Consider the following 20,337-nt stretch of genomic DNA (forward strand, 5'->3'; position numbering starts at 1 on the left):
TTCTATCTAAAGTCAGTTGCACTTGGTCGAATGAAAACATATTGAAAATCAACTGAGAAATTTGACGATAATCAAAATACTGACCTGCAAAGAAGCGCTGCATACGTCGATAAAATGATTGTGGTAAGCACTTGATGGGCAAGGCTTTAGATGCAGAAGAAAGATTACATGTTTGCTTTAAAATAATCACAAGCATGATGAGCGCAAAGCACTTTAAATGTGACTTGTTCCATTTTAGATATTTGTTTAAGATAAGATATAACTCATTGAGATGTGTCATAGTATTCGTCGTTAGAAAACAATTATTATGACATTATTTCAATGAGTTATCTATTTTTGTCGTGTACAGAGAAATTTAGGAATACATAACGATCCTTGAATTTTGGGTTATGGGAGATGTTGAGTTTGTGCTGAACATCTGCACCAATATAGCCACAGATTTTGTGGCTTATTTTGATTGAATGCTATCACCCAATCTGGGGATATTGCGCAATGCTTGGTAAACAAGCGTTGTATTTTTATGTTCTATGTAATCTTGCGTGAAGCATATATGTAGACATAAAAAATCCCCATACTGGATGAGGACTTTTTCAATATGATTAGAGTGGTCGATACAACATCAACATGGCTTTTGTTAGACCTTGTTGATGTGTATGAGCCTGTACGGATTACAGACGTTTACGTTTAGCTGCGGCAATTTGTGATTGGCGCATACGGAAACCTTCTTTTTGTTTCTCACTGGTTTTATCAATACAGTACACACAAGATACACCGTGTTCATAGCTTGGTAATTCAACTTCTTCAGGCAGTAATGGCCAACCGCAAGCATGACATTTGGTGTTTTGACCTTCTTGCATACCATGTGTCACCGCAGTACGGCCATCAAATACGAAACATTCACCTTCCCATAAGCTTTCATCTGCTGGTGTTTCTTCTAAGTATTTAAGTACGCCACCTTTTAAGTGATAAACCTCGGTAAAACCTTCTTGCAACAATAATGACGTCGATTTTTCACAACGAATCCCGCCTGTGCAGAACATCGCAATTTTTTTATCTTTATGCTGTTCTAGGTTTTGTTTCACATATTCTGGAAATTCACGGAAAGTTTCGGTTTTCGGGTCAATTGCGCCCTTAAACGTTCCTGCTTTGTATTCATAGTCATTACGGGTATCAATCAGAATGACATCGTCACGAGCAATCAGTTCATTCCATTCTTTCGGGTCTAGGTAGTGACCGACTAAATCACGTGGTTTTACTTCTACACCCAAAGTCACAATTTCTTTTTTCAGCTTGATTTTCATTTTACGGAATGGCTTTTCAGAGCTATGTGACTCTTTGTATTCCATTGCGGTAAAGCCTTCATCCAACAGAAATTGGTGAACTTGATCAATCGCGGCACGATCACCCGCTACAGTTCCATTAATGCCTTCACCTGCCACAATGAGAGTACCGCAAAGGTTGATTGAATTTACCAAATCTAATAAGCGTTGTTGAAGATCGGCAGGATCTGCAACTTCTTTGAATTGATAAAGTGCGGCAACAACCCAAGTCGTGGTCGCTGGCTGTTCTACAGGTGCAAGCTGTTCTACAGTAGCGTTCATGGAGTACTCCAATAGATGAAAGACAAAAATTTAAGGCGCATATTCTAACCTGCTTTGTGTGAATATGCGAGAAAACCGAGTGCGGTACATGGTTTTAAAGCACGACACAACATTTTAAAAATGTAGCAGAACGGGGTATGATGCCACTCGTTTCAAAGAAGAATGTTGTGTTCATGTTGATGCGCCAACAGGTGTTGTTAAATATTGGAGTGTTGTGTTGAGTAAGGATCGTCAAATTGCCACTTTAACCCCGTGTGCAGGTCGTTGTTCTACGGTGTTTGGTGATGCTGTCTGTCGAGGTTGCCGTCGCTTTAACCATGAAGTGATTCAATGGAACAGTTATACGTCTGAACAACACACTGCCGTTTGGCGTCGTTTAGATGCACAGCTCGATCAGATTTTAGTGCCTATGTTGCCTTTTGCTGACCTGCGTCATGTCGAAGGGTTTATCCGCTCTAAGCGGGTGCGTTTACGTGATGATGCTTCAAAAGGGCGTAAGTTGTATCATGCACTGAAAATTTGTGAAAAAAATCGACATTTTACCGATGAAAGTGGCTTGGGCATTCACTACAAAGAAGTGCGACCTTTGTGGCAGGAATTTGAGCGTCGCGTGTTGGCGCTTGCAACCGCAAGTTATGATTTTGCATTTTTAAGGGCTGATGGTATTAGCCATAGCTTATTGCATAGCTTGCACGATGACTAATTTGTAATTCTTGCGATTAAAGACTAGAAAGACTTTTATTGAGCCATAAAAAAACTCGCAAAATTTGCGAGTTTTTTATTTTTATACAGGAATGGCTTAAGCCACTTGTACAGGAATACAGTTTGCAGTGTGGCTCACGGTATTGTCTGGGTTTGCATAGACCAAACGTGGTTCGTGCGCATTGGCTTCTGCTTCAGTGAAGTCACCAAAGGTTGCAATAATAATAATATCGCCTACATCGGCTTGGTGTGCAGCACCACCATTGACTGAAATGATGCCTGAGTTGTCTTCACCACGAATTGCATAAGTTGTGAAGCGCTTACCATTGGTCACGTTCCATACGTGGATTTCTTCATATTCACGAATGCCAGCCAAATCCATGAGTGTTCCGTCAATTGCACATGAACCTTCGTAGTGAAGTTCTGCATGAGTTACAAAAGCACGGTGGATTTTGCATTTTAATAAACGAGATAGCATGGTGAGCGTCTCCTTAGTGGACCTAAGATTTTATCTTATGGTTGAATTCAAACACTGCTTGCTGGATGTCAGTTCCGAGCAGAAAGCGCATTTTGCTCTGAAAATTGCGACATGGCAAGTGTGATTGTTCAACAATTGTGGATTCATCAGTTCGGTTTATAGGCATTGATTTGATTCATGGCTTGTTGTACTTCGCCATTGACCAGTAACTTGATACGACCTAATGCATGTGCAAGAGCATCGTCCATAAGGGTTTGCTCGCTACTTGGTGCTTTGCTCAGTACATGACCAGACACGCGTTCTTTTGAACCCGGATGCCCAATACCAATGCGTAAACGATGGAAGTTTGGACCTGTGTGCGGCACGATATCACGTAAACCATTATGTCCACCATGACCACCACCCGTTTTTAGGCGAATAATCCCTGGGTTCATATCCAGTTCATCATGAGCAATCAGCATTGCTTCAGGTGCAATTTGATAGAATTTGGCGAAGGGAACAACACTTTGACCAGAACGATTCATAAAGGTTGTGGGTAATAACAGACGAACGTCTTGACCTTCGATATTACCACGTCCGCTGATCCCGTGAAATTTAGGATCGGCTTTTAACGTAATGCCATATTGATCTGCAAGCTGTTCTACAAACCAGAAACCTGCATTATGGCGGGTTTGGGCATACTCTTTACCAGGGTTGCCCAAACCAACAATCAGTGAAATATTAGCCACTAATTACACCGTAAACACTTATGCGCGTTTGAAGTCAGCGTGCATAGGTGTGTTTTTAGCAGGGTGACGTTGTAAAGCTTGGATTTTAACGCTTTCAACTTTGTCGCCTACTTTGATTTCTACAACTTCTTCAAAGAAAGCGTTGCTTTCTAAAGCTTTTACAAGCTCACGAAGTTCTAAAGTAACAGCTACAGGCTCAGCGTCGCCACCATAAATGATAGCTGGAACTAATGCAGCGTGACGAAGGCGGCGGCTCGCACCTTTCCCTTGGTTAGCTGCTTCACGCGCTTGAGCGTTTAATACGAAGTTTGCCATGATAGACATCCTTATTTTGAGTTTAAATAAACTAGATCTGCGACCCATCTAGTGATAGAAAACCCTGCCAATTGGCAGGGCTTTGAAAATTCAGCGCTCTATTATAGATAAGAATCGAACATTGCGCTAATAGATTCTTCGTTGTTAATACGACGAATTGTTTCTGCAACCATACTCGCAACAGACACTTGACGGATTTTGCCAAGCGCTTGCGCTTCTTCTGAAAGAGGAATGGTGTCGGTTACAACCAATTCATCAATTACAGAATTTTTAAGGTTTTCAATTGCTTTGCCTGAAAGTACAGGGTGGGTTGCATAAGCAACAACACGACGTGCACCAAAAGTTTTCAGTGCATCAGCGGCTTTGCATAATGTGCCCGCAGTATCTACCATGTCATCTACAATGACACAGTCACGATCTTTTACATCACCAATCAAATGCATCACTTGTGATTCATTCGCTTTTTGACGACGTTTATCGATAATTGCAAGATCGATATCACCCATTTGTTTTGCAACAGCGCGTGCACGAACCACACCACCAACGTCTGGTGAAACCACCATTAGGTTGTCGTGTGACTGTTGACGCAGGTCAGCCAATAGCGCAGGCGTACCGTAAATGTTGTCTACAGGGATGTCGAAGAAACCTTGAATTTGGTCTGCGTGCAAGTCAATCATCACCACACGGTCAATGCCCACAGTCGTTAGCATATCTGCAACCACTTTGGCTGTAATTGGAACACGTGTAGAACGAGGACGACGGTCTTGGCGAGCATAACCGAAGTAAGGAATAACGGCAGTAATACGACCAGCACTTGCACGACGCAAAGCATCAGCCATCACCAAGATTTCCATTAGGTTGTCATTGGTTGGTGCACAAGTAGGTTGTACGATAAATACGTCTTTACCACGGACATTCTCGGTAATCTCTACAGCAATCTCACCATCAGAGAAGGTAGAAACTGATGCAGCACCTAAAGGAATGTGCAAGTGGCTTACGACTTTTTGAGCGAATTGTGGATGCGCGGTTCCACTAAAAACGACAAGATTGGGCATGAAGCACCCTTGGCGGTTGGTGTATGTAAGAATAGATGGCAGGGGTAGCTGGATTCGAACCAACGGATGCCGATATCAAAAACCGGTGCCTTACCACTTGGCGATACCCCTAATGCGGCAGAACTTTAATATTTTTACTGCGTTCTGTCAAGGTAAATTAACAGGATAGCGGTAATATTGGGGGTTCTGTCTAATGCGAGAAAATGGCAGGGGTAGCTGGATTCGAACCAACGGATGCCGATATCAAAAACCGGTGCCTTACCACTTGGCGATACCCCTAGATTTGATCACTGTAAGATGGCAGGGGTAGCTGGATTCGAACCAACGGATGCCGATATCAAAAACCGGTGCCTTACCACTTGGCGATACCCCTAATACAGTAATCTACAGGTGAAAGAGATGGCAGGGGTAGCTGGATTCGAACCAACGGATGCCGATATCAAAAACCGGTGCCTTACCACTTGGCGATACCCCTATTGTACTGTGAAATGTCGCAATGGAGATTCATCTAGGCTATTCACGCAGTACGCGGTACATGGTGAGTTTGCCAAAATGTATTCAACATTCATTTCTGCAGTCACTTCAGTAAAAACACAAGCACCTGTACCTGTAAGCTTTGCTTGACCAAATTGGTCTAAATAACGCATTGCTTCATCGACTTCAGGATATAAACTTCGTGCCACAGGCTCAAAATTATTTCCAAAGTCAGATGGCTTTATCTGATAGCCGCAGAATTTAGTGGGCTTCGAGTTTCTTGTCAATGTTTTTTGTGAAAAAAGTAGTTGAGTGCTGATAAAACAGTCAGGTTTTAACACAATATATTGTTTCGGGGCTAAGTCTATGAATGTTAACCGTTCACCAATGCCTTCTGCCCATGCATTAAGCCCATGTACAAAAATGGGAACATCTGCACCTAGTTGCAAACCCAATTCCGCCAATTGGTCAATTTCTAAGCCACATTGCCACAGCTGATTGACCACAATTAGCGTGGTTGCGGCATTAGATGAGCCACCGCCAAGCCCTGCACCCATTGGGATGTGCTTTTCAATCGCAATATTTAACCCAGTCGCTTGTTTGGCGTATGGCTTTAAAATTTGCGTGGCCTTATAAATCAGGTTTTGCTCTAAATCGACACTATTTAAGCCCTGAATGTGAATGTCAGTTGTGTCATTCACTTCAAATTCCAGCCAGTCATATAAATCAATCAATTGAAAAATACTTTGCAGTTCATGGTAGCCGTCTTCACGACGACCCGTAATGTGCAAAAACAGATTCAATTTAGCAGGTGAGGGAACACGAGTCATGGCGAAATTTAGCAAGTGATTAACGATTTTGGATGAGCATTGTAATACGGTTTTCCTGCCCTGACTCAAGTGCCTGTTTCAAAATCAGGCGGTTGGGTAAAGGGGCATTGTCGTTATAACTTAAATCGACTGTCCAGCCATCTTCAATAAATTGAGTCGGGCGTTGTTGACTGTCTTTTTGAATTTGAGCATCTACGGTTGCAGGTCGGGCTTGTACCCAATCGACCAAGTGGGTGATGGGCGCTTGCCAACCTGTGGCTTGTTCTAACAGTTCTTCAGGACTTTCGGCATAAATCAACCCTGTTTTGGCGCTGTTCAAGGTGACTTGCCCAGGTTGTCCACTAATTTGCGTTTTACCCACACCCAAAATACCGCTCAGTTCAATATCAAACTGCTGTTGCTGCTGTACCCAAGTGAAAAAGGCACTGCCAGACTGTTGCGGGGTACGCACGCCAATTTTACCTTGTAGGTTAAATTGATTTTCTGCTTCGACCTGTTGTGAAACATGGGCGGGAGATTGCACAAAAGGCTGACAACCTGTAATGAGCAGACTGCTACTGACAAACAGGGTAAGACCTAATTTTGAAAATAAACGCATAAAATCACTTAACTCTTTTTAACGGGCTGCGCTAACAATAGCGAATTTAATTGTTGCAATTGCGGATCATTCGGATGATTTTGTTGTAATTGTTGTAACACTTGGCTGAATTTTTGGATATCACCTTGCATATACAGTGATTTTGCATAGCGTGCACCAATTGCTGCGCTGTGGCTCAGTAAATAGGCTTTTTCTAAAGCCTGTGCCGAAGCAGTGTAGTCATTTTGCAAATAGCTGACATAACCTAAAGTATCTAAAATAGAGGCTTGTTCAGGTGCAAACTCAAGTGCTTGCTCTACATAGCGACGCGCTTCATCCAAACGGCGATTTTGCAGTGCAAGAGTATAGGCGTAGGCATTTAAATAGGTTGGGCTGTTCGGCTCAATTTCCAGTAACTTGGTGAGCAGTTGATCCAGTTTGTCTTTTTCCTGATGTGCATCGAGTAGTAAGACTTCTGAATAGATCAGATCAGGATCATCGGGTAGGTTTTTGATGGCTTCATCCAGCAAACGCAGAGCCGCTTTTTTATTGTCCATACGTTTTAAAATATCGGCCTGTGCCTGATATAAAAAACTGGCATGCTGTGGATAATTGACCCGTTCCTGCGTTAAAAAGCGCAGTGCATCGTTTAGTTTATCTTGCTGGGCAAAAATACTGATCATGTTGCGACGTGAAACGGTATAGAGGCTACCATCGACCAAACGATAATAGGCTTTGGCTGTTTCAAAATGCTGTTTACGTTCGGCATTGACCGCCAAATAGAAATAGGCTTCGTTTTGATATTGTGCCGAATAGCGCAGCTCTACCAAATACTTTTCAGCTTTTTCGTATTGTTGTAAGTCAATACTGGTCAAACCTGCAATAAATAAGGCTTCATCTTCCGTAGGCCATTTTTTTAAAATGGCTTCCAGCTTTGTTAGCGCCAAAGTTGCTTCATTTTTTTTGACCAGATATTTGGCTTCGGCTAAACGGACTTCAAAATTATTTTTGTGTTTACGGCTAGATTTGGCATACCAAGCTGCTGTTTCTTCTTCATTGCCGAGCGCGCTCAATAAATTGGCTTTCATTAAAATATAGCCAGTGACTTTCGGGCGTTTACGCAACGCTTGGTTAATGGTATCGAGGGCAGCTTGATATTGTCCATTTTGCGCTTTTAAACCTGCAATTAATACCAAAATCGATGGATTGAATTTGGCTTTGCTGGTGCGCAGAGCTTGAATCAAAAACTCACGGTCTTCCACAGATTCAGGAGAAATGCCTGCCAAAATTTGTTCTAAGTCAGCCGTTGCATCAATATTTAGAATTTTGTCTAAGGTTTCTGCGGCTAAGTCGTACTCATGTGCTTTTAGCGCAATGTGCGCCAAATAAAACAGCGCAGGCACATCGGATGGTTCTTGTACTACCCAATGTGTTGCAATGTCTAGTGCGGCGCTTAGGTCGTTTTGTTCAATCGCAACATTTAGGGCGCGTTGTTTAATGGAAGTCGAATTGTTCTTAATTGCCAAGACCGTGTAGTTGTGTAATGCAGTTGGAATATCGCCATAAGCCAAGGCAAATTCTGCCACCATGGTTTGTTTTACCGCATTATAATTTGAATTTGCATGATAAATTTCTTCAGATGCTCTAAGATGAGCAACTGAAGCCATGCTACCGACCAGTAAGAATGTGGTAGAATATTGCTTAATTGTCGCGCCGTATGGTCGGCTATTTGTTTGACGCAATTTTTCTTGATCCAAGTAATGCTTTTTATGACACCGTTATTGCACAATAGCATAAATTTAGCGAAATGATGATCTGATATGTCTTTCTTTGCATTGGGTGTCAACCATCAAACCGCCTCTGTAGAGTTGCGCGAGCAAATTGCATTTAACCCAGAAAAGTTAAGTGCCTTACTTGCTGAGCAAAGCCAACATCCCGAACTGAATGATTTGGTGGTGGTGTCTACCTGCAACCGTACCGAAGTCTACGCCATGTCTGAACATCCAGAACAGGTGTTGGATTGGCTTGCACACGTCAATGGTATTGATGCGAAGCAATTGAGTCGTCATGTTTATCGTTATGAAAATGCACAGGCGGTGTCGCATTTAATGCGCGTAGCCAGTGGGCTAGATTCACTCATGTTGGGTGAGCCGCAAATTTTAGGTCAGGTCAAAACTGCGCTGTCTTTAGCCAAAGACTCACATACGGTTTCGCAACAACTCAACCGAATTTTTGAATATGCGTTTTATGCTGCCAAACGGGTACGTTCAGAAACTGCCGTAGGCAGCCATGCCGTGTCTATGGGTTATGCGGTTGCGCAACTGGCGTTACAAGTATTTAGCCATCCTGAAAAACTAACCGTGATGGTGGTGGCAGCAGGCGAAATGAATAGCCTTGTAGCGAAGCATTTAGCTGAGATGGGCGTCGCTAAAATTTTAATTTGTAACCGTACCCGCGCTCGTGCCGAAGCTTTGGCACAAGAAATTGCGCATCGGGTTGAAGTTGAAATTATTGAATTTGATCAGTTAGCGGCCAATTTACACCGCGCTGATGTAATTTCAAGCTGTACGGGTAGTTTGCATCAGGTGATTGCTTATCCTGAAGTAAAAGCAGCGTTAAAGAAACGTCGCTATCAGCAAATGTTGTTGGTCGATTTGGCCGTACCACGTGATATTGATCCTAAAATTGAAAATTTGGATGGCGTGTATTTGTACGGGGTCGATGACCTGCAAAGCGTGATTGATGAAAACTTGGCGCAGCGTCGTCAGGCGGCTGTGGAAGCAGAGCTAATGGTCAATCAGCTTGTGACTGAGTTGGTGACCCATCAAAAAGTTCAGCAAGCAGGTGCGACCATTCATGCTTACCGTGAACATGGCGAAAGCTTGCGTCAGGAAGAATTAAATTTGGCGATGGCGCGTATTGCCAAAGGTGAAGATGCTGCACAGGTTCTGCAGGAATTTTCCTATCGTTTAACCCAAAAACTGCTGCATCCAACTTCTATTTTATTGCGTGAAGCAGCCAAAGGTGATGAGCCTGAATGTTTTGAGTTTATGCAGGAAAATTTAGCAGCGACTGCCAAACATCGTCGCAAATAAGCAAGATTAACGTGATTCACAAAAAAGATTTTTGATGATACAAACTTAATCTAATCAGATCGCTTATTCCTCTAACAAGGTCAGCGATCTTTTTTTATCAATTTCATAAATTTGATGTTTCAAACGCTTCATTTCTTCAATGCTGCTGAATTTTTTGGAGCGAATTTTTTGCTGTAAGCAGTCGTATTGCAATTTGGTTGAAAAATCCTGCGCCAACTTATCAACATGCTCAGGAGAAGTCGTGTAATCACTGACATTGGCTTGTTGTAAAATGCGCTGTAATTCATAGTGATACGCTGAGCATGCACCCAAAATATAATATTTGGCTTGTTCAGGATCATCGGGTAGATCATCAAAAATAGTATTTAAAATATTTAAGATTTGGTGTAGCAGATGATCATTTGGAATCAGCGCACGTAACGGTTCAAAGTGAATATACAAATACGGGTGATTGATTAGAATCGCAATCACATATTCTTCGGCATCGACTTTGGTGCTAAAACTCAAAGATGCATCGTTATTGGTCTGTGCCTGCCATTTACGGTTAAAGCCTAACTTTTCACGGAAAAACTGTTGCAGCAAATAGCGATAAGAACCCGTTTTGGGCAAAAGTTCGGTCAACTGCCGCAGTTCACCCATGACCTGACTTTTGCCTTCAGGGGTACTGATATTATGGTTTTGGGTGAGATGCGCAAAGACAAAATCTGATAGCAAAGGTGCTTGATCTAATAAACGTCGGAAATTTTCGATGCCTTCACGACGAATAAGTGAGTCAGGGTCGTGCTCATTGGGTAAAACAAAGAACTTCAGTTCACGTCCATCATTGAGCAAAGGCAGTGCAATTTCCAGTGTACGACGTGCGGCTTTTTGACCTGCGGCATCGCCATCAAACGCGATGGTAATGCGGTTGTTTTGGCGGAATAGAATGTTTAAATGATCGGTATTACTGGCTGTACCGAGTGTCGCTACAGCACCATGAATGCCGTATTGCTGCAAGGCAATCACATCCATATAGCCTTCGACCATTAAATAATCTTGGGCTTTTTGTTTGCGTCCTTCATATAAACCATAGAGCAATTGGTTTTTATGAAACACTTCTGAGTCGGGCGAGTTGATGTATTTGGGTTTGATTTCATCATTAAGTGCGCGACCACCAAAGCCAACCACACGTCCTTTGCTGTCACGGATTGGAAAAATCACCCGATCACGTAATAAATCGAAGTCACGTCCCTTGTCACTGGTACGAATTAAGCCTAGCAGTTTTAAACCTGCAATGTCTTGCGGAAAGGCTTTTTCTAAATGCTGCCAATCTTCGGGTGCGTAACCCAAGCGCCAAAACTGCAAGGTTTGTGCGGTTAAACCACGTTTTTGAAAATACTGTTGCGCGGCAGGGCTGTGCGGCAATTGCTGCTCATAATATTGCGCTATATTTTCTAGCAAGTCGTATAAGTTGCCTTCTTGTGCAGGTGTGTCCTGCATGGTGTCCCATTGCTCAAAACCTGCAAACGGGTCGGCATTGTTTTGAAATTCCGAGTTCTGAAATTCCGAGTTTGCGTATTCAGCACTTTGAAACTCGGCAAAAGGATCAAAGTCGATGCCAGAAGCTTCAAAAGTATGTTCGCTTGATGTGGTTTGAGCCGCAGCAGTTTCGTGCTGATCTTTTACAGGCGCTTTTGGCTTTGCAATTGTTGCTGGCTTTTTGGCTTCACGCTTATAGGAGAGTTTTTTGCTGTCGTGCTGATCTTTCGGGAGTTCGATGCCTGTCTGACTAGCCAAGTCTTTCATTACATCCACAAAATTTCGGTTATCAATATCCATTAAAAAACGGATAGCGTTACCATTGGCCTGACAACCAAAGCAATGATAATACTGCTTGTCACGGTAGACGTGAAAAGACGGTGTTTTTTCCTGATGGAATGGGCAACAGCCCGAATAGGTACGACCTGTTTTTTTTAGTTTCACGCGCTGACCAATCAGATCGACAATATCGGTGCGATCTAGAATTTGATCAATCGTGTGTTGTGGAATGGCCATACGTTTCGGTCTTTTATCTCTTAATTGGTTTGAAAGCAGTTTTTGCCGAACAGGTCGGAAACTGAAGTCAGTGCTGGCAGAATTATTCTCTTTTGTAGCTGTTTCTGCTGTTTGAAACAAGCCCCAGTAAAACAAAAGGCAAGTATCATAACTTGCCTTTGGTATTTTTCAAGATTGTCAAATCAGCTTGTGCTTATTTTATTCAGCACTGTCGTTTTGAAACTTAGGACGATCTAACAAACCAAAACTTAAACGGTTGGTTAAGCTGCGTGATGGTGCTGCTTGTATATTGGCTTCAGATTGCTGTGCTTCGGTGCTGCTTTTCGCTTCACGTCCGAAAATACCCAAAGTTGCACGATTAAGCCAGCTGGCATCATGGCGGGCAGCACGTAAATTCACGCTACCATCTGCTTTAACTAAGTTTGGATAGTTTAGTTTCAATACATCAATATATTGTTGAGCTGTGGCTTGATCGCCCAATTTACCGTAACCGTAAGCCACCGTTGCCAAAGCTTCAGGAATTTGTGGCGTTTGTGGATAGTGTTCAATCACCCACAAAGAACGCTCAACTGCAGCGACCCATGCTTTACGTTTAATGTTGTAACGTGCTGCATTCATTTCAGCTTCAGCCAGTTCTTGACCAATAAACTGCATACGCTGTGCAGCATCTACCGCATAAGTACTTGAAGGATAGCGACGAATAAAATCAACAAAGTTTTGATAAGCCACTTTTAAATAGCTGACATCACGGTGCGATTGCTTGAGTGAGGTATAGCGCAACAAACCATCATAGTTTTGTTCCATATTCGCCACGCCACGCACATAGTAGGCATAATCGGCTTTAGGATGCTGCGGGTTCATGCGGATAAAACGATCTGCAACTGCAATTGCACCTTCATAATCTTTTTGCTGGAATTTTGCATACAATAATTCAAGCTGCGCCTGCTGCGCATAATCACCTGTTGGGTAATATGTTTCTAAAGCTTCAAGATGCTTCACCGCATCGGTATATTGACCACGATCCAGTGCTTTTTCTGCTTTTTCAATATAAACCTGTTCGCTAGACTGCGGACCAGTATCGACCACTTCTTTTTTTGGATTGCTGCTACAGCCCACAATTGCAGACGCAACGCCGAGTGAAAGAGCAAGCATTGTTATTTTATAACGTGGTAGCGACATAAAAATTCCTCTGTTAATACGGGCAATGAGCTACAATTGCGCTATTAAACCACTTTTGTCTGAATGAGCAAATGAGTCAAGCACAATCTACCCATTCCAATTTACCTGAAACTGAGTTCAATTTACTTGAAGATGCTGAGGATGCAGATAACCATACTTCAGACTCAACTGCAACACGTTTATCGTTGCAATTTCAATTGGATGACAGCCATTTGGGACTACGTATCGATCAGGTTGCCGCGATCATTTGGAGTGAATTTTCACGTGAAAAGCTAAAACAGTGGCTGAAAGACGGTCATTTGTTGGTAAATGGTAACACGGTCAAACCTAAATATAAGTGCGAAGGCGATGAGCTTTTGACTTTAGAGGTGGAGCTTGAAGCGCAAACCCGTAGTCTGCCTGAAGATATTCCACTCGATATTATTTATGAAGATGATGACATCATTGTGATCAATAAGCCTGTGGGCATGGTGGTGCATCCTGGAGCTGGTAATAGCTCAGGAACGTTGGTGAATGCCTTGCTGCATCATTATCCTAAATCTGCCGAATTGACCCGTGCAGGCTTGGTGCATCGTATTGATAAAGACACTTCAGGCTTGTTGGTCGTAGCGAAGAACTTAGAATCACAGTTTGCTTTAACCAAACAACTGGCGAAGAAATCAGTTTATCGTTTATACGACTTGGTGGTGTATGGCAACATGATTGCTGGTGGAACGGTCGATGAACCGATTAAACGCCATCCTGTAGATCGAATTAAAATGGCGGTCTTGCCAGGCGGTAAAGAGGCCGTGACGCATTACAATGTGAAAGAACGTTTTCAGCACTTCACTCGCGTTCAGGCACGTTTGGAAACAGGGCGTACCCATCAAATTCGTGTGCATTTAAGCTATATTGGTTTTGGTTTGGTGGGCGATCCTGTCTATACCCCACGTGTACGTGTCCCTGCGGGTGCATCGGCGTTGTTAAATGATACCCTGCGTAACTTTAAACGTCAGGCTTTGCATGCGGTCAAACTGGGTTTGGTTCATCCGAGAACGCATGAAGAAATGATGTTTGAAGCGCCGTGGCCTGAAGACTTTAAGCAATTGGTAGATGTATTACGCAGCGAAAATGCAGCGTACTGATGCCATTCAACATCTGTCAGCTCAGATGGGGCTTTATATGCAGTTAAAAGGATAGAGGCATGCAATTTGTTCAAGGACTCCCTGCAGGGGTATATGTCGGGCAAACCCGCATACAACATGCGCAGGCACTGGAAACAAGTTCTACAGAACTGTCTGGGTTTAATCTGGCACTGCATGTGCAGGATGATGCATGGCGTGTGCAGCAGCATCGTATGCGTTTGCTGGCAGAGTTTGCTAAATATGGGGTCGATAAACTGACTTGGATGACACAAACGCATAGTGTGGTGTGTCAGACCATTAATGAGCAAATCACTTTTGAAGCCTTAGAGGGCGATGGCTTGGTCACACAGCGCAAAGCACATGCTTTAATGATGATGACAGCGGATTGTTTACCTGTGGTTTTAGGTAATGCATTAGGCACAGAAGTGGCCAACTTGCATGCAGGCTGGCGAGGTTTAGCCAACGGTATTATTGAAAACACCATTGCCGAAATGCAAAGTGCACCAACATGGGCGTGGTTAGGTGCTGCCATTAGTCAGCCATGTTTTGAGGTTGGAGCAGAAGTAAAACAGGCCTTTTGTGATAAATATTCTGAATTGGAAACGGCCTTTATAGATGGGCAACAATCTGGTAAATACTTCGCCGACTTGTATGCGATTGCCCGCTATATTTTGCAGCAGCATGGTGTCACAACGGTATTGGGTGGTGATCAGTGCTCATATTCGCAGGCCGATCAGTACTATTCTTACCGCCGTCAGCCACGTACAGGCCGCATGGCAACATTCGTGTTTATGCAGGCTTAGTGTTAAACTTGACTTAATTATTTGGTTTTAAACATTCTCATGTCAGTGTCTCATTCAATATCTTCTTGCGCTGCAATTCGTGTGGCGGTGGTTTATCACAGTCCTTATGGCCATACTGCTAAGGTGGCACAGCATATTGCACAAGGTGCTGCGCAAATGGATGCTCAGGTGACTTTGATGGATGTGGCTGAAATTGAATGGGATAGCCTAGATCAAGCCGATATTATCATTATGGGCTGTCCAACTTATATGGGCAGCATTACTTCGGCTTTAAAACAGTTTATGGAGCAATCGTCTAAGCGTTGGTTGGCCAGAACTTGGCAGGGCAAACTGGCGGCAGGTTTTACCAATGGCGGTGGTTTAAGTGGCGATAAACTGGCGGTGCTGCAACAAATTAATTTATTTGCGATGCAGCATGGCATGTTGTGGTCAGGTTTACCGTTTATGCCGACAGGGCGTAGTCCACACGATATTAACCGCATGTCGAGCTTTTTGGGTTTAATGACGCAGTCTGATAATGCCAGTGTTGAAGTTACGCCACCCGAAGGTGATTTGGAAACTGCAGTCAAATTTGGTAAATATTTGGTGGAATTAAAACTTAAAGACTAAGCATTTTTAGTTTTACAACTTCCATAAAAAATGCTCGATGTTGATCTCGAGCATTTTTTATGGGCGGAATGTGCAAAATTATTTGTGCATCAAACGTGCTTTATCACGCTGCCAATCGCGGTCTTTTTCAGAAGCGCGTTTATCGTGCAATTGTTTACCTTTCACCAAAGCAATTTCAAGCTTCGCTAAAGGGCCTTTCCAATAACATGCTAAAGGTACGCAAGAATAACCTTTTTGATTGACTGCACCCATCAACTTTTCAATTTCACGTCGTGAAAGTAAGAGTTTGCGGGTACGGGTCGCTTCAGGCACTACATGCGTTGAAGCCGACAAGAGTGGTTGAATTTGTGCACCAAATAAAAAGGCTTCATTGTCACGAAACAGGATATAACTTTCGGTAATAGTCATACGTCCTGCGCGCAAAGATTTGACTTCCCAACCTTGCAAAGAAAGTCCTGCTTCAAATTTTTCTTCAATAAAATAATCGTGGCGTGCACGTTTATTCTGTGCAATTGTTCCGCCCGTATTTTTTTTAACTACAGTTAGCTTCGCCATATTCAATTACTTCCAAACTTATGACTATTGTGCCTCAAACCAAGGCTTGCTGACAAATCAAAATCATCACAACTGTTGGCTAAACTGCTTTGATATTTCATAATTTGGTAGACTTTAGTTCACTAAAATTTTTTGTATTTGTTAAACTAACTTTGACAAAACCAACTAGAGCATAATGGATGTCTAAAACTCGCGTAATTTATCCGGGCACCTTTGACCCGATTACTAATGGTCATATTGACTTGGTGACACGTGCTGCAAAAATGTTTGATGAAGTCGTGGTCGCAATTGCCATTGGACATCATAAAAATCCAATTTTTACTTTGGAAGAACGTGTGGAATTGGCACAGGCATCTTTAAAGCATTTGCCTAATGTTGAATTTGTCGGATTTGATGGTTTATTGGTTAATTTTTTCCGTGAGCAAAATGCGACTGCAGTTTTGCGTGGTTTGCGTGCTGTTTCAGATTTTGAATACGAATTTCAGTTGGCAAATATGAACCGTCAATTAGATGCGAAATATGAAGCGGTATTTCTGACTCCTTCAGAGCAATATTCATTTATTTCTTCTACATTAGTTCGTGAAATTGCACGCTTAAAAGGTGATGTGACTAAATTTGTTGCACCTGTTGTGGTCGAAGCCTTTGAGCGTAAATTACGACAAGGTTGGTAGCGTGTCTTTATATATTACCGATGAATGTATTAACTGTGATGTCTGTGAACCTGTATGCCCAAATGAGGCAATTTATATGGGTGAGCTGATTTATGAGATTAATCCAGCATTATGTACTGAATGTGTAGGACATCACGAGCAGCCGCAGTGTCAGTTATTTTGCCCAGTCGATTGTATTCCGCTCGATCCAGAGCATGTAGAAACACAGGAACAATTGCTGGAAAAATATAAAAAACTGATTGCTCAAAAAAGCGCAAGCAATTAACTTATAATTTTGCTAAGATGCGCCTTCGAAGTGAACCAGACGATCGCTGCTGTGGAGGTCTCCGTGACTGAAACAGGGGAGGAAAGTCCGGGCTTCATAGGGCAGGGTGCCAGGTAACGCCTGGGCGGCGTGAGCCGACGGAAAGTGCAGCAGAGAGTAGACCGCCTTCGTATGGTTTCTTTTTCGGAAGAAATTGAAGGTAAGGGTGAAAGGGTGCGGTAAGAGCGCACCGCATGGCTGGTAACAGTTCATGGCATGGTAAACCCCACCAGAAGCAAGACCAAATAGGAATCCTGAGGTACGGCCCGTACTGGATTCGGGTAGGTCGCTTGAGCGTATGAGTGATTGTACGCCTAGAGGAATGATCGTTCTCGACAGAACCCGGCTTATCGGTTCACTTCACCAAATTTTAAGCAATTGATGCGTGATAAGGCTTGACGTTACCTAGATTACAGCAGATAATGCGCGCACAGTTTTTGGCTATGTAGCTCAGTTGGTTAGAGCACCGCACTCATAATGCGGGGGTCACAGGTTCAAGTCCCGTCATAGCCACCATTTTTCAGACCACGTTCACTAACGTGGTCTTTTTTTGTTTAAAATTTATTTGTGCAATCTATTTGAGCTGTATCTAGTTGAATCTGCATTTGTAGGTTTTGAATCTGTTGCCAATTGGCTTGTTGATCAGAGTGAGCAAAAATTTTGGCATCGACCTGATTTAATTTTTTTAGCGAAATGTGTTGTGATGCACAATAACGCCCTACAGCACGCTCATAAGCCAGTTGTTGCTGCGCTGCAGCATTGAGTTGATGTGCCGTTAAAATCTTTTGCTGCCCTTTGGCATAAGCAACCAAGACACGTCGGTCTGCGATGCTATAACTCATTTTAGAATTAATAAATTGCGCAACATCACGCCGTACACCGTTGTAATCTACAAAAATAGGTGAAACCAAAGCGCAGGAACTTAAGCCAACAACAAGGCTACTCAGTATTATAGACTTCAAGATCATGGTTGAATTTATTCTCTTTTTTCTGTGTGACTTGATATAGATTTTGCTGCAAATATTTAAGAATCTCCGTAAGAAAATAGTAATTTGATTAAAATTAAACAAATTGCACTGTTTTTGCTTAAACTGTGAGCGTTTGTAAATTAAAATACTTGACGATGCAGGGCTAAGCTTAGATAATGCGCACACAGTTTATGGCTATGTAGCTCAGTTGGTTAGAGCACCGCACTCATAATGCGGGGGTCACAGGTTCAAGTCCCGTCATAGCCACCATTTTTATAGACTAAGCTCTCAGCTTGGTCTTTTTTTATGTCAAAATTTTAGGCTACTTTTTGCAGCATTGGTTTAATGGCAGGTACAAAAAAACCAAGCCGTAGCTTGGTTTTTTATATCTTTGTTTAAGCAATGCTTTAGCGTTAAATCCCTGCTTTCCAACCATTGACGAGCGGATAGCGACGTTCACGACCAAAAGCGCGTGAACTAATACGTGGTCCTAATGCACCTTGGCGACGCTTGTACTCGTTGCGATCAACCAATTGAATGACTTTCTCGACCATCGCGCGTTCAAAGCCTTTGCTAATGATGTCTTCTTGGCTCTGATCTTCTTCAATATACGCATACAAAATCGCATCGAGCACTTCGTATGGTGGTAAAGAATCTTGGTCTTTTTGGTCTGGACGTAATTCTGCTGAAGGTGGGCGGGTAATCACACGTTCAGGAATCACAGGAGTATCAGCGATGCTGTTACGGTATTTTGCCAATTCAAACACAATGGTTTTGTACACATCTTTGAGTACCGCATAACCACCGACCATATCGCCATAAAGCGTGCAGTAACCAACTGCTAACTCAGATTTGTTACCTGTAGAAAGCACGAGGTTACCAAACTTATTCGACAGACCCATTAAGATTGTGCCGCGGGCACGAGCTTGTAAATTTTCTTCTGTGGTGTCGCTAGGGCTGTTACCAAAGAAAGGATACAGCGTTTGCATAAAGCTATTTACGATCGGGTGAATTTCAGCAATACCAAAAGTCACGCCTAAAGTTTTGGCTTGTTCTGCAGCATCTTCCACACTAATTTGCGCAGTATAAGTGTACGGCATCATTACCGCTTGTACCTTGTCTGCACCAATTGCATCAACCGCAATGGCAAGGGTAAGTGCTGAATCAATTCCACCCGACAAGCCTAGAATTACACCTGGAAAGCCAGAGCGTTGCACATAGTCACGGGTTGCTAATACTAAACCTTGATAGATTTCTGCAAGGGTGTCTAAAGCTGGGCTAATTTCGGCAGTTTTAAAGTGCTTCTGTGCAGCGTCATATTCTGCGTAGAATAAACCTTCTTGGTAGGTTGGGGCTTGTAATGCAACATTGCCTGCTTGGTTAATCACAAAGCTCGTACCATCGAAGATTAAATCATCTTGACCGCCAACTTGGTTTACATACACCACATTGAGATGTAATTGTTTTGCCAGTTCGGTCATGGTCTGTACACGATGCTGCGGTTTACCCACTTCATAAGGCGATGCGTTCAAGACCAATGCAGTTTCTACATTCAACTGTGCCAATTGCTGCACGGTTGGCAAAGACCATAAATCTTCGCAAATCAAAACGCCAAATTTATGACCAAGGTATTCAAAAACTAAGTGTTGATGACCTTCATCAAAATAGCGTTTTTCATCAAATACAGCATAATTTGGTAAATTTTGCTTGTTGTAAATACCTAAGATGTTGCCATCTTTCATGACGGCAGCCGAGTTAAAGCGCTGACCATCTTCAGTTTCATTGACAAAGCCGAAAACTAAAACAATATCTTTAATTTCACGTAATTGTTCAAATGCTTGTTGTGTGCGTTGATTCAAGCTTGGGCGCAGTAATAAATCTTCTGCAGGGTAGCCCAAAATTGAAAGTTCAGGAAAAATAATCAAATCTGCATGTTGTTTTTTCGCTTCATTTGCCTGTTCAAGCATTTTTTGCGCATTTGCTTCGAGATTGCCGATGTGTGGAGAGAACTGTGCAAGGGCAATTTTAAAAGATTTCATTTAAATTAAGTCCTATTCCTATAGGTGTAGAATACACATAAACAACTGATTATTATTGTTATAAAAATTTCAGCGCAGTGTATTGTGGATTAAACGACTGCCGAAAGGCACAAATAAAAACCATTTATTATCTAACAGATAAAGATCTTATTTTGCGGTGCAAAAATAGAGACTTTTGCTATTTTATCGTAATTTA

Annotated in this window: 20 protein-coding genes, 6 tRNA genes, 1 other RNA gene and 1 pseudogene; 10 read left to right on the top strand and 18 right to left on the bottom strand. The window is 42.6% G+C overall.

Annotation, left to right across the window (positions count from 1 at the left end; genetic code table 11):
• A pseudogene (locus HX743_RS03540) lies at positions 1-280 on the bottom strand (IS4 family transposase); the annotation flags it as partial.
• A 388-nt stretch (positions 281-668) separates the two neighbouring features.
• Positions 669-1,601: a rhodanese-related sulfurtransferase gene (locus tag HX743_RS03545; protein WP_004972236.1), complete on the bottom strand. Its 933-nt coding sequence runs from the start codon at positions 1,599-1,601 to the stop codon at positions 669-671.
• A gap of 217 nt (positions 1,602-1,818) precedes the next feature.
• On the opposite strand from HX743_RS03545, the gene HX743_RS03550 reads away from it, so the two are divergent.
• Complete coding sequence (locus tag HX743_RS03550; RefSeq protein ID WP_004972234.1) at positions 1,819-2,304, top strand: DUF1289 domain-containing protein; 486 nt, start codon at positions 1,819-1,821, stop codon at positions 2,302-2,304.
• Positions 2,305-2,400: 96 nt separating this feature from the next.
• On the opposite strand, the gene panD is transcribed toward HX743_RS03550, so the two are convergent.
• The 11 genes from panD to HX743_RS03605 all read right to left on the bottom strand — a co-directional run bounded on the left by panD (position 2,401) and on the right by HX743_RS03605 (position 8,502).
• Positions 2,401-2,781: an aspartate 1-decarboxylase gene (gene panD / locus HX743_RS03555; protein ID WP_004972232.1), complete on the bottom strand. Its 381-nt coding sequence runs from the start codon at positions 2,779-2,781 to the stop codon at positions 2,401-2,403.
• A gap of 146 nt (positions 2,782-2,927) precedes the next feature.
• The gene (gene pth, locus HX743_RS03560; protein WP_178318531.1) at positions 2,928-3,509 is read right to left on the bottom strand and encodes an aminoacyl-tRNA hydrolase; all 582 of its coding nucleotides are present in this window, start codon (positions 3,507-3,509) and stop codon (positions 2,928-2,930) included.
• Between the two features lie 18 nt (positions 3,510-3,527).
• Complete coding sequence (gene rplY, locus HX743_RS03565; RefSeq protein WP_168418024.1) at positions 3,528-3,824, bottom strand: 50S ribosomal protein L25; 297 nt, start codon at positions 3,822-3,824, stop codon at positions 3,528-3,530.
• Between the two features lie 101 nt (positions 3,825-3,925).
• A complete protein-coding gene (locus HX743_RS03570; RefSeq protein WP_004972226.1) occupies positions 3,926-4,879 on the bottom strand; it encodes a ribose-phosphate pyrophosphokinase in 954 nt (317 codons plus the stop codon).
• Between the two features lie 36 nt (positions 4,880-4,915).
• Positions 4,916-4,990, bottom strand: a tRNA-Gln gene (locus tag HX743_RS03575).
• A 93-nt stretch (positions 4,991-5,083) separates the two neighbouring features.
• Positions 5,084-5,158, bottom strand: a tRNA-Gln gene (locus HX743_RS03580).
• Between the two features lie 19 nt (positions 5,159-5,177).
• Positions 5,178-5,252, bottom strand: a tRNA-Gln gene (locus HX743_RS03585).
• Between the two features lie 27 nt (positions 5,253-5,279).
• Positions 5,280-5,354: transfer RNA gene (locus HX743_RS03590), tRNA-Gln, on the bottom strand.
• Positions 5,353-6,183 (bottom strand): 4-(cytidine 5'-diphospho)-2-C-methyl-D-erythritol kinase, encoded by an 831-nt coding sequence (gene ispE, locus HX743_RS03595; protein ID WP_178318532.1) that lies wholly within the window; start codon positions 6,181-6,183, stop codon positions 5,353-5,355. The genes HX743_RS03590 and ispE overlap by 2 nt, the downstream gene beginning before the upstream one ends.
• 19 nt (positions 6,184-6,202) lie before the next feature.
• On the bottom strand, positions 6,203-6,781 hold the full coding sequence (gene lolB / locus HX743_RS03600) for a lipoprotein insertase outer membrane protein LolB (protein WP_178318533.1): 579 nt from the start codon (positions 6,779-6,781) through the stop codon (positions 6,203-6,205).
• Positions 6,782-6,789: 8 nt separating this feature from the next.
• Positions 6,790-8,502: a tetratricopeptide repeat protein gene (locus HX743_RS03605; RefSeq protein WP_178318534.1), complete on the bottom strand. Its 1,713-nt coding sequence runs from the start codon at positions 8,500-8,502 to the stop codon at positions 6,790-6,792.
• A 78-nt stretch (positions 8,503-8,580) separates the two neighbouring features.
• Between HX743_RS03605 and hemA the strand changes: the two genes are divergently transcribed.
• The gene (hemA, locus tag HX743_RS03610) at positions 8,581-9,855 is read left to right on the top strand and encodes a glutamyl-tRNA reductase (RefSeq protein ID WP_131260679.1); all 1,275 of its coding nucleotides are present in this window, start codon (positions 8,581-8,583) and stop codon (positions 9,853-9,855) included.
• A 63-nt stretch (positions 9,856-9,918) separates the two neighbouring features.
• Here the strand turns inward: hemA and HX743_RS03615 are convergent, their stop codons facing one another.
• A complete protein-coding gene (locus HX743_RS03615; protein WP_178318582.1) occupies positions 9,919-11,889 on the bottom strand; it encodes a DNA primase in 1,971 nt (656 codons plus the stop codon).
• A 198-nt stretch (positions 11,890-12,087) separates the two neighbouring features.
• Positions 12,088-13,068 (bottom strand): outer membrane protein assembly factor BamD, encoded by a 981-nt coding sequence (locus HX743_RS03620; protein WP_178318535.1) that lies wholly within the window; start codon positions 13,066-13,068, stop codon positions 12,088-12,090.
• A gap of 71 nt (positions 13,069-13,139) precedes the next feature.
• Here HX743_RS03620 and rluD point away from each other — a divergent pair, with 71 nt between their 5' ends.
• The 3 genes from rluD to HX743_RS03635 are packed head-to-tail and all read left to right on the top strand — an operon-like array spanning position 13,140 to position 15,604.
• Positions 13,140-14,192, top strand: coding sequence for a 23S rRNA pseudouridine(1911/1915/1917) synthase RluD (gene rluD, locus HX743_RS03625; protein ID WP_178318536.1), 1,053 nt, complete (start codon positions 13,140-13,142; stop codon positions 14,190-14,192).
• A 59-nt stretch (positions 14,193-14,251) separates the two neighbouring features.
• Positions 14,252-14,995: a peptidoglycan editing factor PgeF gene (gene pgeF, locus HX743_RS03630; protein WP_178318537.1), complete on the top strand. Its 744-nt coding sequence runs from the start codon at positions 14,252-14,254 to the stop codon at positions 14,993-14,995.
• Between the two features lie 39 nt (positions 14,996-15,034).
• The gene (locus HX743_RS03635) at positions 15,035-15,604 is read left to right on the top strand and encodes a flavodoxin family protein (protein WP_178318538.1); all 570 of its coding nucleotides are present in this window, start codon (positions 15,035-15,037) and stop codon (positions 15,602-15,604) included.
• Positions 15,605-15,682: 78 nt separating this feature from the next.
• Here HX743_RS03635 and smpB read toward each other — a convergent pair whose 3' ends face one another.
• Complete coding sequence (gene smpB / locus HX743_RS03640) at positions 15,683-16,159, bottom strand: SsrA-binding protein SmpB (RefSeq protein WP_004972209.1); 477 nt, start codon at positions 16,157-16,159, stop codon at positions 15,683-15,685.
• Between the two features lie 179 nt (positions 16,160-16,338).
• Here smpB and coaD point away from each other — a divergent pair, with 179 nt between their 5' ends.
• The 4 genes from coaD to HX743_RS03660 all read left to right on the top strand — a co-directional run bounded on the left by coaD (position 16,339) and on the right by HX743_RS03660 (position 17,650).
• On the top strand, positions 16,339-16,830 hold the full coding sequence (gene coaD / locus HX743_RS03645; protein WP_004972207.1) for a pantetheine-phosphate adenylyltransferase: 492 nt from the start codon (positions 16,339-16,341) through the stop codon (positions 16,828-16,830).
• 1 nt (position 16,831) lies between these two features.
• Positions 16,832-17,095 carry a YfhL family 4Fe-4S dicluster ferredoxin gene (locus HX743_RS03650; RefSeq protein WP_004972206.1) on the top strand — a complete coding sequence of 88 codons (264 nt, stop codon included), beginning with the start codon at positions 16,832-16,834 and terminating at the stop codon, positions 17,093-17,095.
• A 27-nt stretch (positions 17,096-17,122) separates the two neighbouring features.
• Positions 17,123-17,500, top strand: an RNA gene (gene rnpB / locus HX743_RS03655) — RNase P RNA component class A.
• Positions 17,501-17,573: 73 nt separating this feature from the next.
• Positions 17,574-17,650, top strand: a tRNA-Met gene (locus HX743_RS03660).
• Positions 17,651-17,688: 38 nt separating this feature from the next.
• Here the strand turns inward: HX743_RS03660 and HX743_RS03665 are convergent.
• The gene (locus HX743_RS03665) at positions 17,689-18,102 is read right to left on the bottom strand and encodes a hypothetical protein (RefSeq protein ID WP_004972205.1); all 414 of its coding nucleotides are present in this window, start codon (positions 18,100-18,102) and stop codon (positions 17,689-17,691) included.
• Positions 18,103-18,295: 193 nt separating this feature from the next.
• Here HX743_RS03665 and HX743_RS03670 point away from each other — a divergent pair.
• Positions 18,296-18,372: transfer RNA gene (locus HX743_RS03670), tRNA-Met, on the top strand.
• Positions 18,373-18,515: 143 nt separating this feature from the next.
• Here HX743_RS03670 and HX743_RS03675 read toward each other — a convergent pair.
• Positions 18,516-20,141 (bottom strand): NAD+ synthase, encoded by a 1,626-nt coding sequence (locus HX743_RS03675; RefSeq protein ID WP_004972204.1) that lies wholly within the window; start codon positions 20,139-20,141, stop codon positions 18,516-18,518.
• Between the last annotated feature and the right edge of the window lie 196 nt (positions 20,142-20,337).

Origin of the sequence: Acinetobacter sp. Swhac1 (assembly GCF_013390985.1) — a bacterium.
Classification (GTDB): domain Bacteria; phylum Pseudomonadota; class Gammaproteobacteria; order Pseudomonadales; family Moraxellaceae; genus Acinetobacter; species Acinetobacter towneri.

Coding starts and splice junctions, on each gene's coding strand:
- HX743_RS03545 (WP_004972236.1), bottom strand. CDS start 1,601: ATGAACGCTACTGTAGAACAGCTTGCACCTGTAGAACAGCCAGCGACC.
- panD (WP_004972232.1), bottom strand. CDS start 2,781: ATGCTATCTCGTTTATTAAAATGCAAAATCCACCGTGCTTTTGTAACT.
- rplY (WP_168418024.1), bottom strand. CDS start 3,824: ATGGCAAACTTCGTATTAAACGCTCAAGCGCGTGAAGCAGCTAACCAA.
- HX743_RS03570 (WP_004972226.1), bottom strand. CDS start 4,879: ATGCCCAATCTTGTCGTTTTTAGTGGAACCGCGCATCCACAATTCGCT.
- ispE (WP_178318532.1), bottom strand. CDS start 6,183: ATGACTCGTGTTCCCTCACCTGCTAAATTGAATCTGTTTTTGCACATT.
- lolB (WP_178318533.1), bottom strand. CDS start 6,781: ATGCGTTTATTTTCAAAATTAGGTCTTACCCTGTTTGTCAGTAGCAGT.
- hemA (WP_131260679.1), top strand. CDS start 8,581: ATGTCTTTCTTTGCATTGGGTGTCAACCATCAAACCGCCTCTGTAGAG.
- HX743_RS03615 (WP_178318582.1), bottom strand. CDS start 11,889: ATGGCCATTCCACAACACACGATTGATCAAATTCTAGATCGCACCGAT.
- HX743_RS03620 (WP_178318535.1), bottom strand. CDS start 13,068: ATGTCGCTACCACGTTATAAAATAACAATGCTTGCTCTTTCACTCGGC.
- rluD (WP_178318536.1), top strand. CDS start 13,140: ATGAGTCAAGCACAATCTACCCATTCCAATTTACCTGAAACTGAGTTC.
- pgeF (WP_178318537.1), top strand. CDS start 14,252: ATGCAATTTGTTCAAGGACTCCCTGCAGGGGTATATGTCGGGCAAACC.
- HX743_RS03635 (WP_178318538.1), top strand. CDS start 15,035: ATGTCAGTGTCTCATTCAATATCTTCTTGCGCTGCAATTCGTGTGGCG.
- smpB (WP_004972209.1), bottom strand. CDS start 16,159: ATGGCGAAGCTAACTGTAGTTAAAAAAAATACGGGCGGAACAATTGCA.
- coaD (WP_004972207.1), top strand. CDS start 16,339: ATGTCTAAAACTCGCGTAATTTATCCGGGCACCTTTGACCCGATTACT.
- HX743_RS03665 (WP_004972205.1), bottom strand. CDS start 18,102: ATGATCTTGAAGTCTATAATACTGAGTAGCCTTGTTGTTGGCTTAAGT.
- HX743_RS03675 (WP_004972204.1), bottom strand. CDS start 20,141: ATGAAATCTTTTAAAATTGCCCTTGCACAGTTCTCTCCACACATCGGC.